We start from the raw sequence: 23,177 nt of genomic DNA on the forward strand, positions 1-23,177 counted from the left end.
CCAGCCTTTACGCGCAGATGATAAGCCTTTGATTTACAATAAAAAAGGCCGCCCCTTGGCGGCCTTTTATCGCTAGGTAAGCTCGCGTTAGTTCGCTTGCCGACGCAAGAATGCCGGGATTTCGATCTGTTCGTCTTCCTCGTCCTGCGCCGTTTGTTGCGGCTGCGGAGCCTGCATGGTGGGTTGCTGGCGTGCCGGACGCGGCGCGGATTCGGCTTCGTGACTGTGTCCCGTCATACGGTTGATCAGCGAGTTAATTCCGAAACGCGAGCGCTCCTGCTGCGCGCCTTCGCCTGTTTGTTCCGGTTGCGTCGCCGGCTGTGCCTGAGCAGGTCGTTGGCCCGGCGCTTTGCTCACTGCGTGCTGCAGGCGTGCCATGGCTTCGGGCGACGGGGTGCCAGGTGCAGGGGCCTTAGGGGCAACGAAGGCATCGAGTTGCGCGTCGTTGTCCTCTGCCGCTTCCGCGCGTGCGGCGGGGTCGAATTGCTCAACGCTCGGCGTATATGCCGGAGGCGGCAGGTCGTCTTGCGCCTCTACCCCGGGGGCCTCTTCAAAGATGTCTTCCATCTGGTCTTCGGCCGCAGCGCGCTGTGCATCCAAGTCATTGAACATGCTGGGCTGTTCCTCGACAGCACTGGCCGCCACTTGGGCCGGTGCCTCTTCCTCAACCGGTGCCTCTTCCTGCACTTCGGACGGCTTGAGCGGCTCTGCCAGGCTGCGGCGTGGAACCGGGATATCGTGACTCATGTCGCTGGCGTCGATGCCGGTGGCAACAACGCTGACCCGCATGGTGCCCTCCATCGAGGTGTCCAGTGTCGAGCCCACGATGATATTGGCATCGGCGTCCACTTCTTCGCGAATACGGTTCGCGGCCTCGTCCAATTCGAACAAGGTGAGATCGTGACCGCCGGTGATGTTGATCAGCACGCCTTTGGCGCCTTTCAGGCTGATCTCGTCCAGCAATGGGTTGGCGATGGCCTTTTCGGCGGCCTGGATCGCACGATCCTCGCCCGCATCCTCGCCGGTGCCCATCATGGCCTTGCCCATTTCGTCCATCACGGCGCGAACATCGGCAAAGTCGAGGTTGATCAGGCCCGGACGCACCATCAGGTCCGTCACACCCTTCACACCTTGGTACAGCACGTCGTCTGCCATGCTGAAGGCTTCGGTGAAGGTGGTCTTTTCATTGGCAAGGCGGAACAGGTTCTGGTTGGGAATGATGATCAGGGTATCGACCATCTTCTGCAGCGCCTCAACACCGTCTTCGGCCTGACGCATCCGCTTGCCGCCTTCGAATTGGAACGGCTTGGTCACGACACCCACGGTCAGAACACCCAGTTCACGCGCCGCCTGTGCGATGATCGGCGCGGCGCCTGTCCCGGTGCCACCGCCCATACCCGCGGTGATAAAGCACATATGCGCCCCGGCCAGATGATCGACGATCTGTTCGATGCTTTCCTCGGCGGCGGCCGCGCCAATGGTCGCCTTCGCCCCCGCGCCCAGACCTTCGGTTACTTTCACGCCCAGTTGCACGCGATGCTCCGCGTTGCTCTGGGAAAGGGCCTGTGCATCCGTATTCGCCACGACAAAATCAACACCTTCGAGGTTCTTCTCGATCATGTTGTTGACGGCATTGCCACCCGCGCCGCCCACACCGAAAACGGTGATCCGGGGCTTGAGTTCGTCATGTCCGGGCATCGTGAGGTTCAATGTCATTGCTCTGTCCGCCTGCTGTTGTACCTGTTGCGCCTGTTGTCCCGACAGGCCGTAAATTCCGCTTATATTGGTCTATTCTTACCGATCGTTAACCCGCGCGTCACCTAAAAAACACCATAAAACCACAAAATATGGCAAGGTTTTTGCGCTAACACGCGGGATTTTGCCGAAATCACCATATCTTGCGGCTACCAGTTGTCCTTAAACCATTTAACCGCCCGCTTCAGGGACCGCGCCGGGTACCTGTCGACGGGAATCTCGAAATCCCACCATTCATCTTGAGGATTCGCCGCAAAAAGGCACATCCCCACCGCACTGGCAAAGCCCGGACCCGTGGCTGCCTGCGGAAGGCCATGCACCCGCAAGGGCCGCCCAAGCCGCACCTGTTGTCCCAGAATCTTGCTCGCCAATCCGTCGAGGCCCGGGATCTGGCTCCCGCCACCCGTCAGCACAATCTGCTGGCTCGGCAGATGGTCAAACCCGGCCGCATCCAGCCGCGCCCGCACCTCTTCCAGAATTTCCTCGACCCGCGGGCGCATGATGCCGATCAGTTCAGCACGGCTCACGGTGCGCCGGTCATGTTCCCAATCGCCGGTTTCGCCACCGATCTCGATCATTTCGCGGTCATCCATGCCGGTGGCCACAACACCGCCATAAAAGGTCTTGATCCTCTCGGCGGTAGCTTGCGGCACCTGAAGCCCCATGGAAATGTCACCCGTCACATGGTCCCCCCCCATGCGCAAGCTGTCGGCATAAATCATGTGTTTCTTCATGAAGATCGAAATACCCGCACTGCCACCGCCAAGGTCGATACAGGCCGCGCCAAGCTCCTGTTCGTCCTCGACCAAGGCCGAAACTCCGCTGACGTAGGCCGAACTCGCCAAACCGGCCAATTCCAGGTCACAGCGCTTCACGCAATGCACCAGATTCTGGATTGCCGCACCGTCGACGGTCAGCATATGCATATCGGTCGAAAGCTCCTGGCCCATCTGCCCGCGCGGATCATTCAGCCCCGTGCGATGATCCAAGGCGAAATTCACCGGCTGGGCATGCAGCACCTCGCGCCCCTCGCCGTAATCAGGCACCTCGCAAGCGCTCAACACCCGGCTGATGTCCTGCTCGCTCACGGTATGGCCTTCAAGCTCTACCTGACCTGCCAATCCATAGGATCGCGGGCTCGCCCCCGAAAAACAGACGATCACGTGGTCGACACGGATATTGGCCATCTTCTGCGCCGCCTGCACCGCGGTGCGAATGGCGCGCTCTGTCTCGGTCATGGTGTCGATCTCACCAAAGCGCACCCCGCGCGAGCGTGTGGTCGCCGCCCCGATCACCCGGAACCCGGCCTGCCCTGCCATCGCGCCAATACCATCGGCCTCGCGCAACCGCTCGGTGCCGTCAAAGCGAAGCACCAGACAGGCGATCTTCGAGGTGCCCACATCCAGAACCGCCACAACACCGCGCTGCATCGCCGCCTTGCGCATATTGCGCATCGCACGTTGGGATTCATAAAGCTCGATCATGTTTTTATTCTGCCCCTGAGCTTATCTTTGTTATCCGCCACCATTCCTCGGTGGCTGCCTCGTTCATTCTTATGGTGGGCCGCGACGCTAGCCGCATGTCCACCGCCACCAGATCACGCGCCAGCATGTCCTGCACGTCGTTCAGCACGATCACCCGCTCCAAAGCGCGCACCGGCTCCGCCTCGGGCAGCATGATGCGCTGCCCGCGCTGCATCACCACATCCCAACGCCGCTCGCCCATGCGCACAAGCCCGCGCATCTCGTCAGCCAAGGGCGCCGCCGCGCGCAAAATCTCCAAGGCTTGCGGAACCGCCCTATCGGCCCCCTCGCCCGCGATCACCGGCAAATCCGCCCGCTCCGAGCGATGCGAAAGGTCCGCCACGCTGACGCCCTCGGCATCGACCACGGCCAAACCATCGCGCGTGCGCCACACCGCCACCGGCTGACGCTCGATCACTTCGGCCACCAAGACACCGCCCTGCCGCAACCGCACATCGGCATCGGCCACCGCTGGCAGTCCAACGATCATCTCGCGCACCTGCTCCAACTCCAGATCAAAGGAGCTTACCGGCAGGTCGAACGGGAAAATCTCGCGAATATCCTCTTCCACCCCGGTGCTGGCCCCTTCAACGGCCAATAGCTGCACCATGAATTCAGGGCGGGTCTCGATCTCCTGCCGGATCTCGGCCACCTTCAGCACCAAGGCATCGCGCCGCGCTTCATCGGACAAATAAATCGTCCCGGCGGCGAAACTCAGACAGAAGGGCACGCCGACCCGCAACAGCTTGCGGAAAAGCGGCGTCAGCATCAGCCGCTCAAAACGATAAGCCCAGCGCGAGGGCGCGGGATCAGGCCGGCTTACCTGTTGCACGAGGCATCCTCCACCATCCATGCGCAGAGCTCCGGGAAGGACATGCCCACCGCCTGCGCCTGCTCGGGCGTCAGCGACGTCGGCGTCATCCCGGGCTGCGTATTGGTCTCCAAAAGCACCAGACCATCAAGGCCCAGCGCCTCGTCCCAGCGAAAATCCGTCCGGCTCACGCCGCGACAGCCCAGCACCTCATGCGCCCGTTTGGCATAGTCCATACAGGCGTCGAAAATCTCTTGCGGGATATCCGCAGGCACCACATGGCGCGACCCGCCCTCTTTGTATTTGGCGTCATAGTCATACCAGCCATCGGTCAGAATATCTGTCACGGTCAGCGCCCGGTCACCAACCACCGTCGTGGTCAACTCGCGCCCCGGCGCGAAGGCCTCGACCATCACCACCTCGGGCATCTCATCGGATAGTTGCGGCGGCCCGTTGGCCTCCTCATTGACAAGGTACACCCCAACCGAAGAGCCCTCGTTATAAGGCTTCACCACGTAAGGCGGCGCCATGACATGCCCCGCGCGCGCTGTCTCACGCGGCACCAGAACGCTATCAACCACTGGCAATCCCTCGGCCCGGTACGCATCCTTCGTCCGCTCCTTGTCCATGGCCAAGGCCGAGGCCAGAACCCCGGAATGGGTATAGGGCAAGCCCATCCATTCCAACAAACCCTGCACACAGCCATCTTCACCCCAGCGACCATGCAGGGCGTTGAAAACAACATCGGGAGACATATCGGCAAGCCGCACGGCAAGGTCGCGGCCTGCATCGACCTCGACCACTTCGTACCCTGCTTCCCGCAATGCGGCGGCGCATTCACGTCCTGATGACAGCGACACCTCACGCTCAGCCGAGGGGCCACCCATAATCACCGCCACTGTCGGGGATTTTCTGCTCGAAAGTCCCAACTCGTGCCTCAATGTCCAGAACCGTTAACCGGCTCACTTTTATTAAAATCGCCTGCCTTGGCGTTACGGAGCCGGTTCGCCGACCCTCATGATCTCCCAGTGTAACTCTATTCCACTGTTTTGGAAAACCTTTTTTCTAACCTCTTCGCCCAAACCTTCCAGATCCGCCGCCGTGGCATCCCCGGTATTGATCAGGAAGTTGGAATGCTTCTCGCTCATCTGCGCGCCACCCCTGCGCGCCCCGCGCATACCGGCGTCATCAATCACCTTCCACGCCTTCAGATCATGGACATCATCGGCCCGGCCCGTGCTGGAAAACCCCGCCGGGTTGCGAAAGGTGCTGCCGGCAGTGCGGTCCTTGGTGGGCTGTGTCTCGTCCCGCTTTTTAAGCTGCGCCGCCATATGCGCGGCCAAGGCCTCAGGGTCACCGGGTTCCCCCTCGAACACCGCCTCGACAATCACCCATCCCTCGGGCAGATCGCTCCGACGATAGCGAAAGTTCAACTGCTCAGGGGTCAGCGTGACAACTTCCCCCTCACGGGTCACCGCCCGCGCTTCCACCAGATGATCCGCCACATAAGACCCATAACAGCCCGCGTTCATTCTCACCGCGCCACCAATCGCCCCCGGAATGGTGCGCAGGAACGTCAGGTCCACCCCGGCCTCCGCCGCCTTTTTCGCCACATGCGCATCCAGCGCCGCCGCGCCTGCCGTCACCCGGTTGCCCTCAATGGAAATGCCATTGAAGCCACGCCCCATGCGGATCACCACGGCGCGCAAACCGCCATCACGTACAATCAGGTTGCTGCCAACCCCCATGGGAAAGACCGGCACATCACCGGGCAGCGCCCGCAAAAACGCCGCCAGATCCTCAATATCCGCAGGCTGGAACAACCAATCCGCCGGGCCGCCCACACGCAACCACGTCAAATCGGCCAGCAACCGATCTTGCGTCAATTTCCCGCGAACTTCAGGCATCTCAATCATAGGCGCGGATTAGTCCCCCCGCTGAAAAAGCGCAAGCGCGCCCGCTTCTTCTTGGAAAAAAACTCCCGCCGGAGGCGCCCAATAGCACCACGCGCGCCGTCACAATCCCACGCGCGCACGCAGCCACCGGCCCAGATACACCACCGGCCAGCGCAAAACACTCATTGCCGCAATCAAAAAGGCCAGTCCCCACCACGGGCCATTCTGGTAGATGACAAACACCAAAAGCGGAATGCCAAGCGCAATCAGCATATAGGCCCGCCGCCAGTGGTTGTCCCGGCTCGGGATCATTCCCAGAATATTGGCCAGAATGATCCACAAACAGGCCAAGACAACCGATAGGGTCATGTCCCCACCCCCATACTCAAAACCAAAGCGACAAGTGCTGCCAAAAGCCCCACGACCGGAACAAGCATAGGCACGGTGAATGGCGCAGCAGGCGCGCGCCTCTTCATGGCGATGAGCGCCGCGTTGACCAGAACGAAAACCGACAACAAGATCACCGAGGTCACCTCGGCCAATTGCGCCACCGGCAACAAAAGCGCCCCGGTCAAGACCCCGACCCCGATCACCAAGGTCGCCAGAACCGGTGTGCCAAAGCGCGGGCTGGCATGGTAAAAGACCGACAGGCTGCCATGCCGCCGGCCCAAACCGAACAAGACCCGCGCCGCCATCACCACCTGCGCCAAAACCCCGTTCAGCGCGGCGGCCACCGCGATCAGCGATAAAAACCCGGCGCTCCCACCCCGCGCCTCTGACCAGACCAAAGCCAAGGGCTGCTCGCTTCCCGCCAGCTGCTCCAAGGGTACCGCCCGCACGGCGGCCCAACTGACCAAGCCGTAGAGCAGGCTGGTCAATAAAAGCGAAAGCAAAATGGCACGCGGCAATGTGCGCTCGGGGTTGCGCACCTCTTCGGCCATGTTGACGATATCCTCGAACCCGATGAAGGCGAAAAAGGCCAGAACGGCGGCGGCCACCACGCCCGACCAGACAATCTCGGGCGGGGCGCTATAGTCGGCCACAGGCTCCGCCCCGGCCCCGGCCCAGACGACAAGGCCCAGGCCAAGCACCTCAACGGCGGTGAACACCGCCGCCATGCTCAGGCTTTCCAAGACACCGACAATGGCCACCCCCACCAAAAACAGCCCCATGATGACAATCACCCATTGATCGGGCCAGCCGGTGATCGAGGTGAGGTATCCCGCGCCCCCGCGCAAGACCGCCCCCGCCGACACCGTGCCAGCCGCCACGATCGCCAAGCCGACAACCACGCCCAACAGGCTTGAGTTAAGCCCCTTTTCCACGAAAACCGCCTCGCCCGCCGCTTCCGGCAGACGGGTGGTAAACTCGGCATAGGACAGCGCCGTTGGCGCTGCGATCAAACCTGCGATCAAGAAGGAAAGCGGCGCCCAAACCCCGGCCTGCGCGGCCACCGCACCCACCAGCACATAGATGCCCGCCCCCACCATGACGCCCACACCATAGGCGGTCAAAAGGCCAAACCCGATCCGGCGTTTGAGATGTTCGGTCATGCGCGCCCTCTTGCCTCCTTCTGAGACTGGCCCGGAAAATTCAAATTTTCCGGCTCGGAATTCTTGCAAAATTCCGCCCGCGCGTCACGCATGTTTAGGCCCGGCGCAACCGCTCCGGCAGGCCATTGGCCCATGTGCTGATCGTGCCCGCGCCCAGACAAACAACCATATCCCCCGGTTTCGCCTGCTCGCGCACCAGCCGTTCCAGATCGTCTTCGTCCTGAATGGCGCGCGCATGGCGGTGGCCCGCGCGGATAAGCCCGGCGACCAAATCATCGCGCGTGGCCCCTTCGATGGGGTCTTCGCCTGCGGCGTAAACCTCGGCGATGGCCACCACGTCAGCCTCGTTGAAACAGGCACAGAAGTCATCGAAATGGTGATGCAGGCGGGTATACCGGTGCGGCTGATGCACGGCGATCACCCGCCCCTCACAGGCCTGCCGCGCGGCTTTCAGCACGGCGGCAATCTCGGTCGGGTGGTGGCCGTAATCGTCGATGATTGCAACGCCATTCACCTCGCCCACGCGGGTAAAGCGGCGGTTCACCCCGCCGAAACTCGCCAAAGCCTCGCGAATCTCATCGCGCGTCATGCCCAGATGCCGCGCCACGGCCACAGCACTCAGCGCATTGCTGACATTGTGATCCCCCGGCATCGGCAACTGGCAACCCTCAATGACCTTGCCCTCGGCCTGAAGCGCCACGTCGAAATGCGCCACGCCTTTTTCATAGCGCAGGTTGGTGGCGCGAATATCGGCTTGAGTGTTGAAGCCATAGGTCACCACCCGCCGGTCAGTCAGCTTGCCCACCAAGGCCTGCACATCCGCATCATCGGTGCAGCAGACGGCCAGACCATAGAAAGGAATGTTGCTGACAAAGTCGTAAAAGCCCCGGTGCAGGTTCTCCTCGGTGCCCCAATGCTCCATATGCTCGGGGTCGATATTGGTGACGATGGCAATCGTGGCGGGCAGGCGGTTGAAGGTGCCGTCGCTTTCGTCGGCCTCCACCACCATCCATTCGCCCTGCCCCACCCGCGCATTCGAGCCATAGGCGTGGATGATCCCGCCATTGATCACCGTGGGGTCGTATTTGCCATGATCCAGAAGGGCGGCGACCATGGTGGTCGTCGTGGTCTTGCCATGGGTGCCCGCCACGGCCACGTTGGATTTCAGGCGCATCAACTCGGCCAGCATCTCGGCCCGGCGCACCACCGGCAGGCCCTTGGTTCGCGCCTCGTCCAACTCCGGGTTGCCCGGTTTGATGGCGCTTGAGATGACGACCACCTCGGCATCTTCAAGGTTTTCGGCCCGCTGGCCTTGGAAAATATGCGCGCCCATGGCTTCAAGCCGCTGGGTGATCGGCGTTGATTTCAAATCGCTGCCCTGCACCACATAGCCATGGTTCAGCAAAACCTCGGCGATCCCCGACATGCCGATACCGCCAATGCCCACGAAATGAATGGGGCCCACGTCCCCCGGCAGTTTGGTTGCGGCATTCATCACGACTTCCCCTCTGATCGCCAGATCCTTCATGTCCCTCACCCTTTCGCCAGCTCTTCCACCATATCGGCCAAATGTACCGGCGCGTCGGGCAATCCTTGCCCAAGCGCCGCTTGGGCCATCTGCGTGGCCCCCTGCGGATGGGTCAGAACGCTGGCTATCTGCTCTGAAACCACCTCGACCGCAAGTTTTCTTTCCGGAATGACAATTGCCCCGCCCGCCTGTGACAATCCCTTGGCATTGGCGGTCTGATGATCCCCCGCCGCCGCGGCATAGGGGATCAGGATGCTGGGCCGCCCGATCACGCTGATATCCGCGATGGAGGAGGCCCCGGCGCGGCTGATCACCAATTGCGCCTCGCTCATCCGGCGCGGCACATCGCGGAAAAACGGCTCCACCTCGGCGTCGATGCCATGCTCGGCATAAAACTGCGCCACGCGCTGGCCATCCTCATCGCGGGCCTGATGGGCCACGCGAATGTTGCGCCGCAGATCATCTGACAGGCTGGCAATCGCGCTCGGGATCACATCCGACAGGATGCGCGCCCCCTGACTTCCACCAATCACCAGAACCGACATCGGATAGTCGCCGGGCGGGATATAGCCCGCGCCCGCCCGCTCCAGAACACTGGCGCGCACCGGGTTGCCCACATGCACCCCCTCAATGCCCGCAGGCAGGTCGGTGGGCCATGTGCCACAAGCCACGCGGTCGACCCGCTTGGCAAAAATCTTGTTCACCCGGCCAAGAATACCGTTCTGCTCATGGATCATTCGCGGCCTGCGCAACAGCCACGCCGCGCCAAGGGCGGGAATCGTCGGATAACCACCAAAACCCACCACCACGTCGGGGGTGTCACGCATCATGCCAAAGGCCGCGCCGATGACACCGCCCAGAATACGAAACGGCACTATCGCCTTGGCCAACAGACCGCCGCGCGCGAATGTGGCGCTCGACACTTGGGAAATCTCAACTGAATGCGGGAACCCACCGGTATACCGCGCGCCGCGCGCATCGGTGGAAAGCTTCACCCTCCAGCCCCGGCGCAACATCACCTCGGCCAGCGATTGGGCTGGAAACATATGCCCGCCAGTGCCCCCGGCGGCGATCACAAGTAATGGCTGTCTTTCGCTCACAGCACCACCTCATTGCCTGAATTGCGCCGTCATGGCGCAACCCGGCGCAAATGACCAGTCACCGCACCCGCCCACGCAGGATATCGCCGATCTCGCCTTGGGGCCGCGACCGCGTGAAGGCAAAGAGCATTCCCACCGCAATACCCCCGGCAATCAAAGACGACCCCCCGTAGCTGACAAAGGGCAAGGTCATGCCCTTGGCGGGCAACAGGCGCACGGCCACGCCCATGTTTATCATCGCCTGCACGGCGAACATCGCCACAAGCCCGGTCCCGGCCAGCCGAATGAAGGGGTCACGCTCGCGCATCAAACGCGCCAGCGAGCGCACCAGCACGGTGGCATAAAGCAAGATGATACAAAGCACGAGGATAAGCCCATATTCCTCGGCCGCCACGGCGATGATGAAGTCAGTATGCGCATCCGGCAGGCTCCACTTCACCTCGCCCTCCCCTACGCCTACACCGAAAAACCCGCCCTCGCGGATGGCATTGGTGGCAAAACCCAACTGCGTGTTGGGGTCCACATCTGGGCTCAGAAAGCCATCAATCCGGCGCGCGAAATGTTCGGAATTGGAATAGGCCACGCTGCCCGCCGCGATCACGCAAACCGCCATCGCCAGCAAAAGCAAGATCGGCGCACCGGCCACGAAATACATCACGCCCCAGCCGAAAAGCACCAAACAGGCCTGCCCGAAATCCGGCTGCATGGCCAGAAACGCAACGATCACGATGGCCAGCAGGAAAGACCAGGTCAATCCCGGCGGCCCGTTGATGTCCTGGCTCGCCGCCATCATCCAAGCGGCCACGACAACGAAACCCGGCTTGAGAAATTCAGATGGTTGCACACTTGCAAACCCAAGGCTGTACCACCGCACGGCCCCTTTGCCGAAATCGGTGCCGAAAACCGGCAGAAGGATCAAAGCCACGAAAGCCGCCAGAAACCCGATCACCGCCAGACGACGTACCAAACTCGGGCTCATCATCGAGGTCAGGAACATCGCGCTCAAGGCCATTGCGCCAAACAGGGTTTGTCGCTGAACATAATGGAAGGGCGCGAAGCCGTTCTTTTCGGCCAAGGGCGGGGACGCGGCCAAACCAAGCAAAAGGCCGATACCGAACAGGATCAGCACACATGAGATCGACCACTTGTCGATCGTTCGCCACCACTTGGGAAGGACCGGCTCCGCATCCCGTACCGGGACCGCGCCATAAACCATCTCTGTCATCTGAACCGCCGAAACTGCCTCGAACACGCCCCGTTTTCGGGGTCTATCGCAAGAGTGTAGCAGGTCGCACGCGTTGTGGAAAGAGTCTTGCGTCAAAGGGCGTTTGGGGGGCGCTGCCCCCGCCGCCCTGCGGGCGACTCCCCCGGGATATTTATGAACAGAAGAAGACCGGGCCGACCCCTTTTTCTTTTTGAAAACAACCCCGCCGGAGGTCTCCATCAGCCAAGGGCGCACGGTTCAAACAAGGGCCTGCCCGTTCAAGTGGTTGCGGGTGCGTGGGCGGGGCCGCCGCCTATAGGCGCAGGATCAACTGCCACCCTGCGGATATGAGATGACCGACAGATAACGGATTGGCAGCTTTATCAACTCATCAGGGCCATGCGGCGCGTCGGCGTCGAAAAACAGGCTGTCGCCGGGCCGAAGGTGAAAGCTCTGGTCGCCATGTCGATAACCGACCTCGCCCTCCAGAATGTAGAGCAATTCGATCCCATCATGTTGGAACGTGGGGAACACATCTGAAGCCTCATTGAGCGTAATCAGGTAAGGCTCCACCACCACACCGCTGTTATTCGCGCCCAGATGGCCAAGAAGGTTGTACTGATGTCCGGCCCGCGTGCCGGCGCGCTCCATCTCCAGCGCCTCCCCAGCTTTCACATGAACGGCCTCACGCCGCTCCTCGAAGCGGCGGAAAAAACCTGTGACCGGTACGCTCAGAGCAGCGGAAAGGGTTTGCAACGTGGTCAAGGATGGCGAGGTAACACCGTTTTCGATCTTCGACAGCATCCCCACCGACAACCCCGTGGCCTCAGCCAAGTCGGCCACTGTCATACCCCGCGCACGGCGCACCTCGCGCACTTCCCGCCCGATGGCGGTCTCAAGATTTTTCTCACGGGTCTCGCGAATCTTATGGGGGTCTTGGCGAAGATTTTGATCGGCCATGTTCGGTCCTTTTCGGCGGCGCTCAACCATGAAAAATCCGGGCCGGAAATGCAAGTTTCGTACGAGTCGTACGAAACGTGATGCAGACGGCTCGATTTTCGTACGAAACTCGGGTCTAACTCGTACGACTCGTACGCCAGACCCAACTCGAGGTTCGCATGAAAGCCGCCCTTCTCACCGCCTTCGATACCACGCCCGAAATCACCGAGGTTCCCGATCCCGAATGCCCGCGTGACGGGGTCATCGTTGCGGTGCGTGCATGTGGCGTCTGTCGATCCGATCATCACGCATGGAAAGGCGCGGACCCAGATGTTGCGTTGCCGCATGTGATGGGCCACGAATTCTCGGGTGACGTCATCGCAGTTGGGCCCGAATGCCATGGGTTTTCGGTAGGCGACCGGGTGACTGCCCCTTTCATTCTGGGCTGTGGGGCCTGTCCTGATTGCCGTGGGGGAGAACCCACGATCTGCAACCACCAGCATGTCATCGGCTTCACCGGCTGGGGCGCCTTCGCCGAACAAATCGCGATACCACGCGCCGATTTTAACCTTGTGGTCCTGCCCGAGGGGGTTGGCTATGCGGCGGCGGCGGGCATGGGCTGCCGGGTGACGACCGCCTTTCGCGGAGTGGTGGACCGGGCAAAAATCCAACCGGGTGAATGGCTTGCCGTTCATGGCTGTGGTGGTGTGGGCCTATCTGCCATCATGATCGGGGCGGCGCTTGGCGCCCGGATTGTTGCTGTTGATGTTAACCATTCCGCGCTTGATACGGCCCGCGCAATGGGAGCTAATCTGACACTCAATGCAGTCGAACATGACGATCTGGGCGAGGCCATACGCGGCGCCACAGGGGGCGGCACGCATGTCTCGGTCGATGCGCTTGGGATCACGCAAACCTTCCATAACTCGCTAAAATCGCTTCGCAAAATGGGACGCCACGTGCAAATCGGCATGCCGCTTGGCCAACATGCTAATCCACCCATTCCCCTCTTGGATATGATCTATTCTCGCCAGATCACCCTGCACGGCACGCGCGGAATAGGGGCGCACCGTTTTGCCTCACTCTTCGAGATGATCGCGGCAGGACGTATGGACCCATCCCGCCTCATTACCAAGGAAATCGCTTTAAGCGGCGTCGCCAAGGCTTTGGAAGACATGAATGAATTCACCGGTCATGGCGTCACGGTCATTACCGACATGGCAAGTTAGAGCCGCCACATTTCCGCCCCATTTACACTGTATCCTGAGCTGATAATCAGGCGCCAGCCGGGCGCCGTCCGGCTGGTTTGCCATCCAAGAACAGGAGCAGACCGATGGCCAGTACACCCCCACCCAAACCACCAAAGCCAGGGACCCAACCGAAGAAACCGCTCGGTGGATCATCTCAGCAGCCATCGGCATCGCAAGGTGACCCACGCAAGGTCTTCAACGACTTCGCCAGCATCTGAAGCATAAAAAAGGCCGCGCCCCCTAAGGGCACGACCCAAGTATTTTCCGGTCAAAGCGGTGTGGCTTAGCCCACCAGCTCCAGACCCGAGAAGAAATACGCGATCTCGACCGCCGCCGTTTCCGGCGCGTCCGACCCGTGGACCGAGTTCTCGCCAACCGACTCGGCGAATTCGGCACGGATCGTACCCGGTGCCGCATCGGCGGGATTGGTGGCGCCCATGACTTCGCGGTTCTTGGCAATCGCGCCTTCGCCTTCCAGCACCTGCACGACAACCGGCTCGGAGGCCATGAATTCGCACAGCTCGCCGTAGAACGGGCGCTCTTTATGCACGGCGTAGAATTCACCGGCCTGTGCGGGGGTCAGTTGAATACGCTTTTGTGCCACGATGCGCAGGCCCGCGTCTTCGAACTTGGCGTTGATTTTACCGGTCAGGTTGCGTTTGGTGGCATCGGGTTTGATGATGCTCAGGGTGCGTTCCACAGCCATGTCAGCCTCTTTCCTTGATGAATGGGGCGCGGAAGCCTCCCGCGCGTGTTTGATCGCGGCTCCGATAGCATGGGGTCAGCGCTTTGAAAAGCCGCGATTGACGCCTGCCCGGGATTGCGTCACACCCCTGCCATGCTGCGACTTGACGATATTTCCTACTCGGTGGCGGGCCGCCCCCTGATCGACCATGCCTCGGCCACCATCCCGGATGGCCACAAGGTGGGTTTGGTGGGCCGTAATGGCACTGGCAAGACCACGCTTTTCCGCCTGATCCGGGGGGAATTGGCCTTGGAAACCGGCGAGATATCCCTGCCCACCCGCGCCCGCATCGGCGGCGTGGCCCAAGAGGTGCCCGGCAACGAGGTGTCGCTGATTGACACCGTTCTGGCCGCCGATACAGAACGCGCCGAACTGATGGCCGAATCTGAGACGTCAAGCGACGGCGCGCGGATCGCCGAGATTCAAACCCGCCTTGCCGATATCGACGCATGGTCGGCCGAGGCCCGCGCCGCCAGTATCCTCAAGGGGCTTGGCTTCACCGATGCCGAGCAACTAATGCCATGCAGCGCCTTTTCCGGCGGCTGGCGCATGCGCGTGGCGCTTGCCGCCGTGCTGTTTGCGCAGCCCGATCTGCTGCTTTTGGACGAGCCGACGAACTACCTTGACCTCGAAGGCGCGCTTTGGCTGGAAAGCTATCTGGCGCGCTATCCGCATACCGTTTTGGTGGTCAGCCACGACCGTGGCCTGCTCAACCGCGCGGTCGGCTCGATCCTGCATCTCGAAGACCGCAAGCTGACGCTCTATCAAGGCGGATATGATACCTTTGCCAAGACCCGCGCCGCGCGTCTGGCGGCGGCACAATCCGAGGCCAAGAAACAAGAAGCCCGCCGCGCGCATCTGCAATCCTATGTCGACAGGTTCCGCTACAAGGCCGATAAGGCGAAACAAGCACAGGCCCGGATCAAGGCCCTTGCCCGGATGGAGCCGATCACCCAACCGCAAGAGGCCGCGCTGCGCCGCTTTACCTTTCCTGAACCCGAGGAGCTTTCGCCGCCCATCCTGCGACTAGAAGGAGCCGCCGTAGGTTATGATGGGCAAGCCGTGCTAAGCCGACTGGACCTGCGGATTGATCAGGATGACCGCATCGCCCTTCTGGGCCGCAACGGTGAGGGAAAATCCACGCTTTCCAAGCTTTTAGCGGGCAAACTTCAGGCGATGGATGGACGCGTGCACAGCGCCTCGAAACTGCGCGTTGGTTATTTCGCGCAGCATCAGGTGGAAGAGTTGCACCTTGATGAAACACCCATCGACCATATCCGCCGTCTTCGCCCGGACGAGCCCCCCGCCAAACTGCGCGCGCGGCTTGGAGGCTTCGGCATCGGGGCAGACCAAGCCGAAACCCTTGTCAAAGGCCTTTCGGGCGGGCAGAAGGCGCGGCTGTCGCTGATGCTGGCCACGCTGGATGCGCCACACCTGCTGATCCTTGACGAGCCAACCAACCACCTTGATATCGAAAGCCGTGAGGCCTTGGTCGAGGCGCTGACCGCCTATAGCGGTGCGGTGATCTTGGTCAGCCACGACATGCACTTGCTTGAGCTGGTGGCCGACCGGCTTTGGCTGGTCAAGGGCGGGCGCGTTGCGCCTTATGAGGGCGATCTGTCGGCCTACCGCGATATGCTGCTCTCGGGCGACAAAGCGGACAAACCCGCGCCCAAGCCGAAACCTGAAAAGCCCAAGCGCCCGTCGCGCGATGCCATCCTCGCCCTGCGCCAAGAGGTGCGCAAATGCGAAGCGCGGGTTGAGAAGCTGACCGATATGCACGAGCGTATCTCGGCCAAACTGGCCGATCCGGGCATGTATGACGAGGCGCGCGTGAACGAGGCTGCCGAATGGCAAAAGAAATTCGCCGAGGTCGAAGACGGTCTGGCCCGGGCCGAGACCCTGTGGATGGCCGCCCTTGAACGGCTGGAGGAGGCCGAGCACCCATGATCGTCGATACTGCCTTCCTGATCACCGCTTTCGTGACCCTCTTCGTCATTATCGACCCCATCGGCATGACCCCCCTTTTCGTGGCCATGACCCAAGGCATGAGCGCCGCGAAGCGCCGGGCCATCGCCCTGCGCGCCTGTATCACGGCGGCGTTGATCCTTATTGTCTTTGCCAGTTTCGGCGAGGCGGTACTTGGCTTCATCGGCATTTCCATGCCCGCCTTCCGCATCGCGGGCGGGATATTGTTGTTTCTGACGGCCCTCGACATGCTTTTCGAGCGGCGCAGCAAACGGCGCAAATCCCAAGCCGATGAGGCCGAGGAGGAGGACGATAGCGATGATCCTTCAATCTTCCCGTTGGCCATTCCCCTTATTGGAGGGCCGGGGTCGATCACCACGGTGATCCTGCTGGCAGGGCAAAAGCCGGGAATCGAGGGTCTGGCATGGGTGGTTGGCGTGATGCTCTGCGTGGTCAGTATGGTCTTCGTACTGTTCTTGACCTCGGGCATATTGGAGCGCGCTTTGGGCAGGACGGGTATCAACGTGGTGACCCGCCTTTTGGGCATGCTGTTGGCGGCCTTGGCGGTCCAATTCGTGCTTGATGGGCTGCGCGGTTTCGGGCTCGCGGCATGACCTTTCAAAAGCGTTGACGCCGTCCTATATCCTACCCATGCAAAACGATCCTGCCAGTCTGGTTTATCTTGTCATACTCGGGTCGGCCATCGGCCTGTGGTTCTTCGCTCAAAACCGCCAATCTCTTGGCAAACTTGCGCAGCAAGCCGCAGCTTGGGGGCTTATTTTTCTCGGGGCTATCGCGGTTGTGGGCCTCTGGGGCGACATCCGGCAAAGCGTGGCCCCCGCACAGACGGTGGTGGCGCAATCGGGCCAAATCGAACTGCCCCGCGCGCCCGATGGGCATTATTACCTGACCGCAGATGTGAACGGCGAACCGGTGCGCTTTGTCGTCGATACCGGGGCCACGCAAATCGTTCTGACAAAATCCGATGCTCGCCGTGTCGGCCTGAATGTCGATGAGCTTGTTTATCTAGGCCGCGCCTATACCGCCAATGGCGAGGTGCGCACCGCGCCTGTCCGGCTTGACAGTTTCACGGTCGGGCCGATTCAAGACAGCGACGTGCGCGCCGTGGTGAATGACGGCGCCATGCAAGGGTCTTTGCTTGGGATGGACTATCTACAGCGATTTTCCAGTGTCGAAATCGGCGGCGGGAAACTGATCCTGACGCGGTGATCAGTAACCCATGATCATGCCTTCAAGGGCATCTTTCTCCATCGACAATTCCTGAAGCCGCGCCTTGACCACGTCACCGATGGTCACGATTCCCACCAGTTTGCCGTCTTCGACCACGGGCATGTGGCGGAACCGGCCATCGGTCATCCGCGACAGAACCGCGTCCGAGCTATCCTGACGCGAACAGCACACCGGGTTGGTGGTCATCATCTCGTCGATTGTTTCCGACAGGCACTTGGCACCGCGCACTCCCAACGAGCGGACGATGTCCCGCTCCGAGATGATCCCGTCCACTTTAACGCCGTCTCGCGAAACGATCAGAACACCAATCCGACGCTCTGCAAGCGTTTGTGCTGCATCCGAAACAAGCGTTCCGGGCTTCACCGTGACAACTTTATGGTCCCCTTTGGATGAAAGGATTTGTTGCACGAGCATGGTGAGGCCCTCCGTTATCTTTCTTGCGTGCATACCACGGTTTACGATAATAAAGTTTCTGTCAAGCGAGGCTTTCCAAACGGGCCACTTCTTGGCGCATTCCGTCCACTAAAGCAGCGGCAAAGCGGTTTTGCCGCTCGAGTCGCCGGTCATCGGCGTGACGAACAAGGTAAAAGCTCCGCGTTAGGCTCAGCGCCCCCGGCAAGACCTTCACCACATCCGGCACCGCCGGGATCGAAAAGTCATGCAAGATGCCGATTCCCGCCCCGTGCCGCACCCAGTTGAGCTGCACTGCGACAGAGTTCGAGGCCAGATTCACCGTGTCCACCCCCGCCTCGCGCAGATAATCCAGCTCTTTGTCGAAAATCATGTCCTGAATATAGCCCACGACGCGATGCCCCTTGAGGTCTTCGAGCCTTTCTATCGGATCCACCTGCCGAAGATAGCGTTTCGAGGCCGCCAGATGCAGGCGGTAATCGGCAATCTTTTGCACGCTTAACCGCCCCGCCGTGGGCGGGCTCACGGCAATCACCATATCCGCCTCGCGGCGGGTCAGGTTAAAGACGCGCGGCAGCGCCACGATCTGCACCTCAAGGTCGGGGTTTTCTTCGGCGATCTTGGCGCAGACTTGTGGCAACAGGTAATTCGCAGCGCCATCCGGCGCGCCGATCCTGATCTGCCCGGTCAAGCCCCCGGATTGGCCCGCCAGTTCCTCAACCGCGCCTTCCACGGCCTGTTCCACCCGCACCGCGTGGCTCATCAACCGCTGTCCCGCGTCGGTCAGGGCATAGCCGGTGGGCGATTTGGCAAAAAGCGGCGCGCCCACATCGGCCTCCAACCGCGCCACCCGGCGGCCCACGGTGGCCGGATCCACCTTCAACATCCGCCCGGCGCGCGACAGGCTTTCGCTCCGCGCCACGGCCAAAAAGGTTTTCAGGTCATCCCACTGCATCACGTACCATTTGCATTTTTGCAAAACACTTTTGGAGTATTGCCTCTTTTACGGGGATCACTGCAAGACTAAGCTACGCGCAAATCTCGGATTGGGAGGATTCCATGAAAGAACTGACGCATTATATCGACGGCACCCATGTCAACGGCACATCGGGCCGCTTTTCGGATGTCTTCAACCCCGCCACCGGCGAGGTGCAGGCCAAATGCCCGCTTGGCAGCAACGAGGAACTGAACAAGGCGGTCGAAATCGCCGCCGCCGCGCAACCCGCATGGGGTGCCACCAACCCACAGCGCCGCGCACGGGTGATGATGAAATTCGTCGAGCTGCTGAACCGCGACATGGACAAGCTGGCCGAGGCGCTGTCGTCCGAGCACGGCAAAACCTTCCCCGACGCCAAGGGCGACGTGCAGCGTGGCCTTGAAGTGGTGGAATACTGCATCGGCGCGCCGCAACTCCTTAAGGGTGAATTCACCGATAGCGCCGGCCCCGGCATCGACATGTATTCGATGAAACAGCCGCTTGGCGTGACAGCGGGCATCACCCCCTTCAACTTCCCCGCGATGATCCCGATGTGGATGTTTGCCCCGGCGCTGGCCTGCGGCAACGCCTTCATCCTCAAACCATCCGAGCGTGACCCCTCGGTGCCCTTGATGCTGGCCGAACTGATGGAAGAGGCGGGCCTGCCCAAAGGCCTGCTGCAAGTGGTCAACGGCGACAAGGAAGCGGTTGACGCGATCCTTGATCACCCGGTCATTCAATCGGTGGGATTCGTCGGCTCCACCCCGATTGCCGAGTACATCTATTCGCGTGGCTGCGCGAACGGCAAACGGGTGCAGTGCTTTGGCGGTGCGAAAAACCACATGATCGTCATGCCCGACGCCGATATGGACCAAGCCGCCGACGCCCTGATCGGCGCAGGCTACGGCGCGGCGGGCGAACGCTGCATGGCGATTTCGGTTGCCGTGCCGGTGGGCGATGAAACCGCCGACAAGCTGATCGAAAAGCTGGTGCCGCGTATCGAGAAGCTCAAAGTCGGCCCCTACACCGCAGGCGACGACGTGGACTACGGCCCTGTAGTGACAGGTGCCGCCAAGGAAAAAATCCTCGGCCTCGTGCAATCGGGCATCGACCAGGGTGCAGACCTCGTTGTCGATGGCCGTGACTTCCAACTGCAAGGCTATGAAGACGGCTTCTTTGTCGGTCCGCACCTTTTTGACAAGGTGACGCCCGATATGGACATCTACAAACAGGAAATCTTCGGCCCGGTCCTCAGCACGGTGCGCGCCGCCTCCTATGAAGAGGCGATCGGACTTGCCATGGATCACGAGATGGGCAATGGCACGGCGATCTTCACCCGCGATGGTGACGCCGCTCGCGATTTCGCCAACCGCATCAACATCGGTATGGTCGGTGTCAATGTGCCGATCCCCGTGCCGCTGGCCTATCACACCTTTGGCGGCTGGAAGAAATCCATGTTCGGCGACCTGAACCAGCACGGCCCCGACGCCTTCAAGTTCTACACCCGCACTAAAACCGTGACCTCCCGCTGGCCCTCGGGCATCAAGGAAGGCGGCGAGTTCAACTTCAAGGCCATGGACTAACCCTGAGCCGAACCAACGAAAACGCCCGCCCCTTCGGCGGGCGTTTTGCATTGCGCGTCCCTGCCTGCCCGTGCTGATATGGTGCGATAACATGGCAAAGGGGGTGCCCATGGCCCTGATCCATCCCGAATTCACCATCGGTATCGAGGAAGAATACCTGCTGGTTGATCGTGACAGCATGGCCTTGGCCGAGGCCCCCGAAGCCCTTATGGACGAGTGCAAGGCGCAGCTTGAGGATCAGGTCAGCCCCGAGTTCCTCAATTGCCAGATCGAGATTGGCACCAAGGTCTGCCGTAACGTGGCCGAGGCGCGCGAAGATCTCAAGCGATTGCGCAGCACCGTGTCGGCCTGCGCGGCCAAGCATAACCTTGCCCCGATTGCCGCCTCCTGCCATCCCTTCGCCGATTGGCGCGACCAGAAACACACCGACAAGGAACGCTATAACCACCTTGCCGGGGATTTGGCGGGTGTGGTGCGGCGCATGCTGATCTGCGGGATGCACGTGCATGTGGGCATTGACCCGCCAGATCGGCGCGTGGACCTGATGAACCAGCTTAGCTATTTCCTGCCGCATCTTCTGGCGCTGTCGTGTTCCTCGCCCTTCTGGCAGGGGCAGGACACCGGGCTAAGCTGTTATCGCCTGACGGTCTTTGACAACCTGCCGCGCACCGGTCTGCCACCCCGCATGGAAAGTTTCGGCGAATTCGAGCGTTCGGTTCAGGCGCTCGTCGATCTCGACGTGATCGAGGACAGCTCGAAAATCTGGTGGGATCTGCGGCCCTCGCATCAATTTCCCACGCTGGAAACACGTATCTGCGACGTACAGCCCCGGCTCGAAGATGCCCTGACCCTTGCCGCCATCATCCAAGCGATTGCGCGAATGTTATGGCGCTTGGCCGTGAAAAACCAACGCTGGCGGATCTACGACCGCTTCCTCATTGCCGAGAACCGTTGGCGGGCGCAACGCTATGGCGTGCGCGAGGGACTCATCGATTTCGGCTTGGCGGAGATTATTCCCATGGGCGACCTCGTCGAGGAATTGATCGAGATACTGCAAGAAGACGCACGCTTCTTCGAATCCACGTCAGAACTGGAAAACGCTCGCGAAATGCTACGCACCGGGTCATCCGCGGGCCGCCAACGGCAGGCATATTCGGATGCTTTGCATGCCGAGGACGACCAAGATCACGCGATGCGCGCCGTCGTGCGCCACTTGATCGAAGAGTTCCACGCGGACCTGTGATGTATTGCATTCGGCCCTTCCGCCCACGAACCGCTGAAGGTGTGCCTGAGGGGCCTTTATGTTGAAATTCGCCAATCTCGCGCTTTTGGTGCTCTTCCCTATCGCATGGTTTGCCCCATTAATGCGCGCCGGGCTGCTGCCCCTGTTCGGCCTGTCAGAAATCAGCGTCATCACCGGCCTTCAATCCTTGTGGGAAAGCGATGTATTTCTCGCCCTGCTCGTGACCGCATTTGCGCTCTTTGCCCCTTACCTGAAAACCATCGGCCTTGCCCTCATTCACTTCGGCTTATTGCGCAGAAAAGTGCTCCCGGTTTTGCAAATCCTGGGCAAGCTCGCCATGGCCGATGTCTTCCTGATCGCGTTGTACATCACATTGTCCAAGGGCGTTGGAGTCGGCCGGATTGAGGTTGCTTGGGGCCTGTATCTCTTTACCGGATGTATCCTTGCATCAATCCTCATTGGCCATTTCACTGAGAAACCACCACGCAATGACCGGATTGTTTCCTGATAAGAAACATTAGGCGCCACTCATTGCGGGTTTTCCTGACTTTGACACAATTCTGCACAATTTCCCCTTGGGGATTTCGGGGTCATCGGCATAAACTTGCCTATGCTTTAAGGTAAGATCGCTTTCTGGGGGGAAAGTCATGTCGAACCACTTAACTTCATTTTTTCTTTTGATCCAGTTCTTGATGCAGCGCTTGGCGGTAGGTGCTTTCGTTTTTGCCGCGATTATCCTGTCAACCGTGACCGGCATGGCCGCGTTGGGAGTTATGCCATGGCTACAGTTCAGCGCCGACTTCAATGGTATCCACTATGACAACGCTGGCCAGATCGCGCAGATCACACTTACGGCTGCCGTCATTTTGATGTGTTTTCTCATCCCGATGAACGGCCGGATCATGCGGCTTGAGAACTCCCACCGACGCTTCGAAATTGGCATGCAGGATATCGCGCGTGCCTACGCAATCGCACATTCCGCTGATCGCGCAGGTCTTTTTCAACTAAGCTCGGAATTCGATGCCGTGCGCGAACGCCTTGCCTATCTGCGGGATCATCCAGACCTTGGCGACCTTGAACCTTCGCTTCTGGAAGTGGCCGCGCAGATGTCGTTCATCAGCAAGGAATTGGCCGATGTCTACTCCGAGGAAAAAGTCAGCCGCGCCCGTGCCTTCTTGAGCCAAAGACAACAAGAGGTCGAGACCTTCAACAGCCGCATCGAAAAAGCCAAACAGGTCTGCCAGGAATTGCGTCATTGGGCGCATGAGGTGGAACTGGAGGAAAGCGTGGCGGCAAGTCAACTCCAGCGCTTGCGCGACGACCTGCGCGATATCCTGCCCGAATTGGGCCACGAAGATATGGCGCGCCAAGATGGCACAATCGTCCCGCTGACCGAGAAAGCCGCAGAATAGAGTTTGACCGCCCCTGCCCCGATGGGGCAA

22 protein-coding genes are annotated in these 23,177 nt (G+C 60.8%); 8 read left to right on the top strand and 14 right to left on the bottom strand.

Going from position 1 to position 23,177, the window contains the following annotated elements:
• Positions 1-87: 87 nt before the first annotated feature.
• From ftsZ to QZ498_RS03540, 11 genes are all read right to left on the bottom strand, one after another.
• The gene (gene ftsZ / locus QZ498_RS03490; RefSeq protein ID WP_294620287.1) at positions 88-1,716 is read right to left on the bottom strand and encodes a cell division protein FtsZ; all 1,629 of its coding nucleotides are present in this window, start codon (positions 1,714-1,716) and stop codon (positions 88-90) included.
• Positions 1,717-1,904: 188 nt separating this feature from the next.
• On the bottom strand, positions 1,905-3,239 hold the full coding sequence (ftsA, locus tag QZ498_RS03495; protein ID WP_294620289.1) for a cell division protein FtsA: 1,335 nt from the start codon (positions 3,237-3,239) through the stop codon (positions 1,905-1,907).
• Between the two features lie 4 nt (positions 3,240-3,243).
• Complete coding sequence (locus QZ498_RS03500) at positions 3,244-4,110, bottom strand: cell division protein FtsQ/DivIB (RefSeq protein ID WP_294620291.1); 867 nt, start codon at positions 4,108-4,110, stop codon at positions 3,244-3,246.
• Positions 4,098-4,976 carry a D-alanine--D-alanine ligase gene (locus QZ498_RS03505; protein ID WP_294620293.1) on the bottom strand — a complete coding sequence of 293 codons (879 nt, stop codon included), beginning with the start codon at positions 4,974-4,976 and terminating at the stop codon, positions 4,098-4,100. Before QZ498_RS03505 ends, QZ498_RS03500 begins: the two co-directional genes overlap by 13 nt.
• A gap of 105 nt (positions 4,977-5,081) precedes the next feature.
• Positions 5,082-6,005 (bottom strand): UDP-N-acetylmuramate dehydrogenase, encoded by a 924-nt coding sequence (murB, locus tag QZ498_RS03510; protein ID WP_294620295.1) that lies wholly within the window; start codon positions 6,003-6,005, stop codon positions 5,082-5,084.
• 99 nt (positions 6,006-6,104) lie between these two features.
• Complete coding sequence (locus QZ498_RS03515) at positions 6,105-6,353, bottom strand: DUF2484 family protein (protein ID WP_294620298.1); 249 nt, start codon at positions 6,351-6,353, stop codon at positions 6,105-6,107.
• Complete coding sequence (locus tag QZ498_RS03520; RefSeq protein WP_294620300.1) at positions 6,350-7,537, bottom strand: APC family permease; 1,188 nt, start codon at positions 7,535-7,537, stop codon at positions 6,350-6,352. Before QZ498_RS03520 ends, QZ498_RS03515 begins: the two co-directional genes overlap by 4 nt.
• A 94-nt stretch (positions 7,538-7,631) precedes the next feature.
• Positions 7,632-9,032, bottom strand: a complete 1,401-nt coding sequence (gene murC, locus QZ498_RS03525) for a UDP-N-acetylmuramate--L-alanine ligase (protein ID WP_294620454.1) — start codon at positions 9,030-9,032, stop codon at positions 7,632-7,634.
• 38 nt (positions 9,033-9,070) lie between these two features.
• Positions 9,071-10,165 carry a UDP-N-acetylglucosamine--N-acetylmuramyl-(pentapeptide) pyrophosphoryl-undecaprenol N-acetylglucosamine transferase gene (locus QZ498_RS03530; RefSeq protein WP_294620302.1) on the bottom strand — a complete coding sequence of 365 codons (1,095 nt, stop codon included), beginning with the start codon at positions 10,163-10,165 and terminating at the stop codon, positions 9,071-9,073.
• Between the two features lie 58 nt (positions 10,166-10,223).
• Positions 10,224-11,390, bottom strand: a complete 1,167-nt coding sequence (ftsW, locus tag QZ498_RS03535) for a putative lipid II flippase FtsW (RefSeq protein ID WP_294620305.1) — start codon at positions 11,388-11,390, stop codon at positions 10,224-10,226.
• A 306-nt stretch (positions 11,391-11,696) separates the two neighbouring features.
• On the bottom strand, positions 11,697-12,329 hold the full coding sequence (locus tag QZ498_RS03540; RefSeq protein WP_294620306.1) for an XRE family transcriptional regulator: 633 nt from the start codon (positions 12,327-12,329) through the stop codon (positions 11,697-11,699).
• A gap of 158 nt (positions 12,330-12,487) precedes the next feature.
• Here QZ498_RS03540 and QZ498_RS03545 point away from each other — a divergent pair, with 158 nt between their 5' ends.
• Positions 12,488-13,537: a zinc-dependent alcohol dehydrogenase family protein gene (locus QZ498_RS03545; protein WP_294620307.1), complete on the top strand. Its 1,050-nt coding sequence runs from the start codon at positions 12,488-12,490 to the stop codon at positions 13,535-13,537.
• A gap of 304 nt (positions 13,538-13,841) precedes the next feature.
• Here QZ498_RS03545 and ndk read toward each other — a convergent pair whose 3' ends face one another.
• A complete protein-coding gene (gene ndk / locus QZ498_RS03550; protein WP_294620308.1) occupies positions 13,842-14,264 on the bottom strand; it encodes a nucleoside-diphosphate kinase in 423 nt (140 codons plus the stop codon).
• Between the two features lie 132 nt (positions 14,265-14,396).
• On the opposite strand from ndk, the gene QZ498_RS03555 reads away from it, so the two are divergent.
• From QZ498_RS03555 to QZ498_RS03565, 3 genes are read left to right on the top strand one after another with little or no spacing between them, the layout of a single operon-like run.
• Entirely contained in the window at positions 14,397-16,253 is a 1,857-nt protein-coding gene (locus QZ498_RS03555) for an ABC-F family ATP-binding cassette domain-containing protein (RefSeq protein WP_294620309.1), read from the top strand.
• Positions 16,250-16,885, top strand: coding sequence for a MarC family protein (locus QZ498_RS03560; RefSeq protein ID WP_294620311.1), 636 nt, complete (start codon positions 16,250-16,252; stop codon positions 16,883-16,885). The genes QZ498_RS03555 and QZ498_RS03560 overlap by 4 nt, the downstream gene beginning before the upstream one ends.
• A gap of 37 nt (positions 16,886-16,922) precedes the next feature.
• Positions 16,923-17,501, top strand: a complete 579-nt coding sequence (locus tag QZ498_RS03565; RefSeq protein WP_294620313.1) for a TIGR02281 family clan AA aspartic protease — start codon at positions 16,923-16,925, stop codon at positions 17,499-17,501.
• On the opposite strand, the gene QZ498_RS03570 is transcribed toward QZ498_RS03565, so the two are convergent.
• A complete protein-coding gene (locus QZ498_RS03570) occupies positions 17,502-17,936 on the bottom strand; it encodes a CBS domain-containing protein (protein WP_294620315.1) in 435 nt (144 codons plus the stop codon).
• A 61-nt stretch (positions 17,937-17,997) separates the two neighbouring features.
• Positions 17,998-18,888: a LysR family transcriptional regulator gene (locus QZ498_RS03575; protein WP_294620317.1), complete on the bottom strand. Its 891-nt coding sequence runs from the start codon at positions 18,886-18,888 to the stop codon at positions 17,998-18,000.
• Between the two features lie 104 nt (positions 18,889-18,992).
• Between QZ498_RS03575 and QZ498_RS03580 the strand changes: the two genes are divergently transcribed.
• The 4 genes from QZ498_RS03580 to QZ498_RS03595 all read left to right on the top strand — a co-directional run bounded on the left by QZ498_RS03580 (position 18,993) and on the right by QZ498_RS03595 (position 23,147).
• Positions 18,993-20,492 carry a CoA-acylating methylmalonate-semialdehyde dehydrogenase gene (locus QZ498_RS03580; RefSeq protein ID WP_294620319.1) on the top strand — a complete coding sequence of 500 codons (1,500 nt, stop codon included), beginning with the start codon at positions 18,993-18,995 and terminating at the stop codon, positions 20,490-20,492.
• A 109-nt stretch (positions 20,493-20,601) separates the two neighbouring features.
• Complete coding sequence (locus QZ498_RS03585; protein ID WP_294620321.1) at positions 20,602-21,735, top strand: carboxylate-amine ligase; 1,134 nt, start codon at positions 20,602-20,604, stop codon at positions 21,733-21,735.
• 58 nt (positions 21,736-21,793) lie between these two features.
• Positions 21,794-22,243, top strand: coding sequence for a paraquat-inducible protein A (locus QZ498_RS03590; protein WP_294620323.1), 450 nt, complete (start codon positions 21,794-21,796; stop codon positions 22,241-22,243).
• A gap of 139 nt (positions 22,244-22,382) precedes the next feature.
• Positions 22,383-23,147 (top strand): DNA repair protein, encoded by a 765-nt coding sequence (locus QZ498_RS03595; RefSeq protein ID WP_294620325.1) that lies wholly within the window; start codon positions 22,383-22,385, stop codon positions 23,145-23,147.
• Positions 23,148-23,177 lie beyond the last annotated feature (30 nt).

The organism is uncultured Roseovarius sp., assembly GCF_913057115.1.
GTDB lineage: Bacteria > Pseudomonadota > Alphaproteobacteria > Rhodobacterales > Rhodobacteraceae > Roseovarius.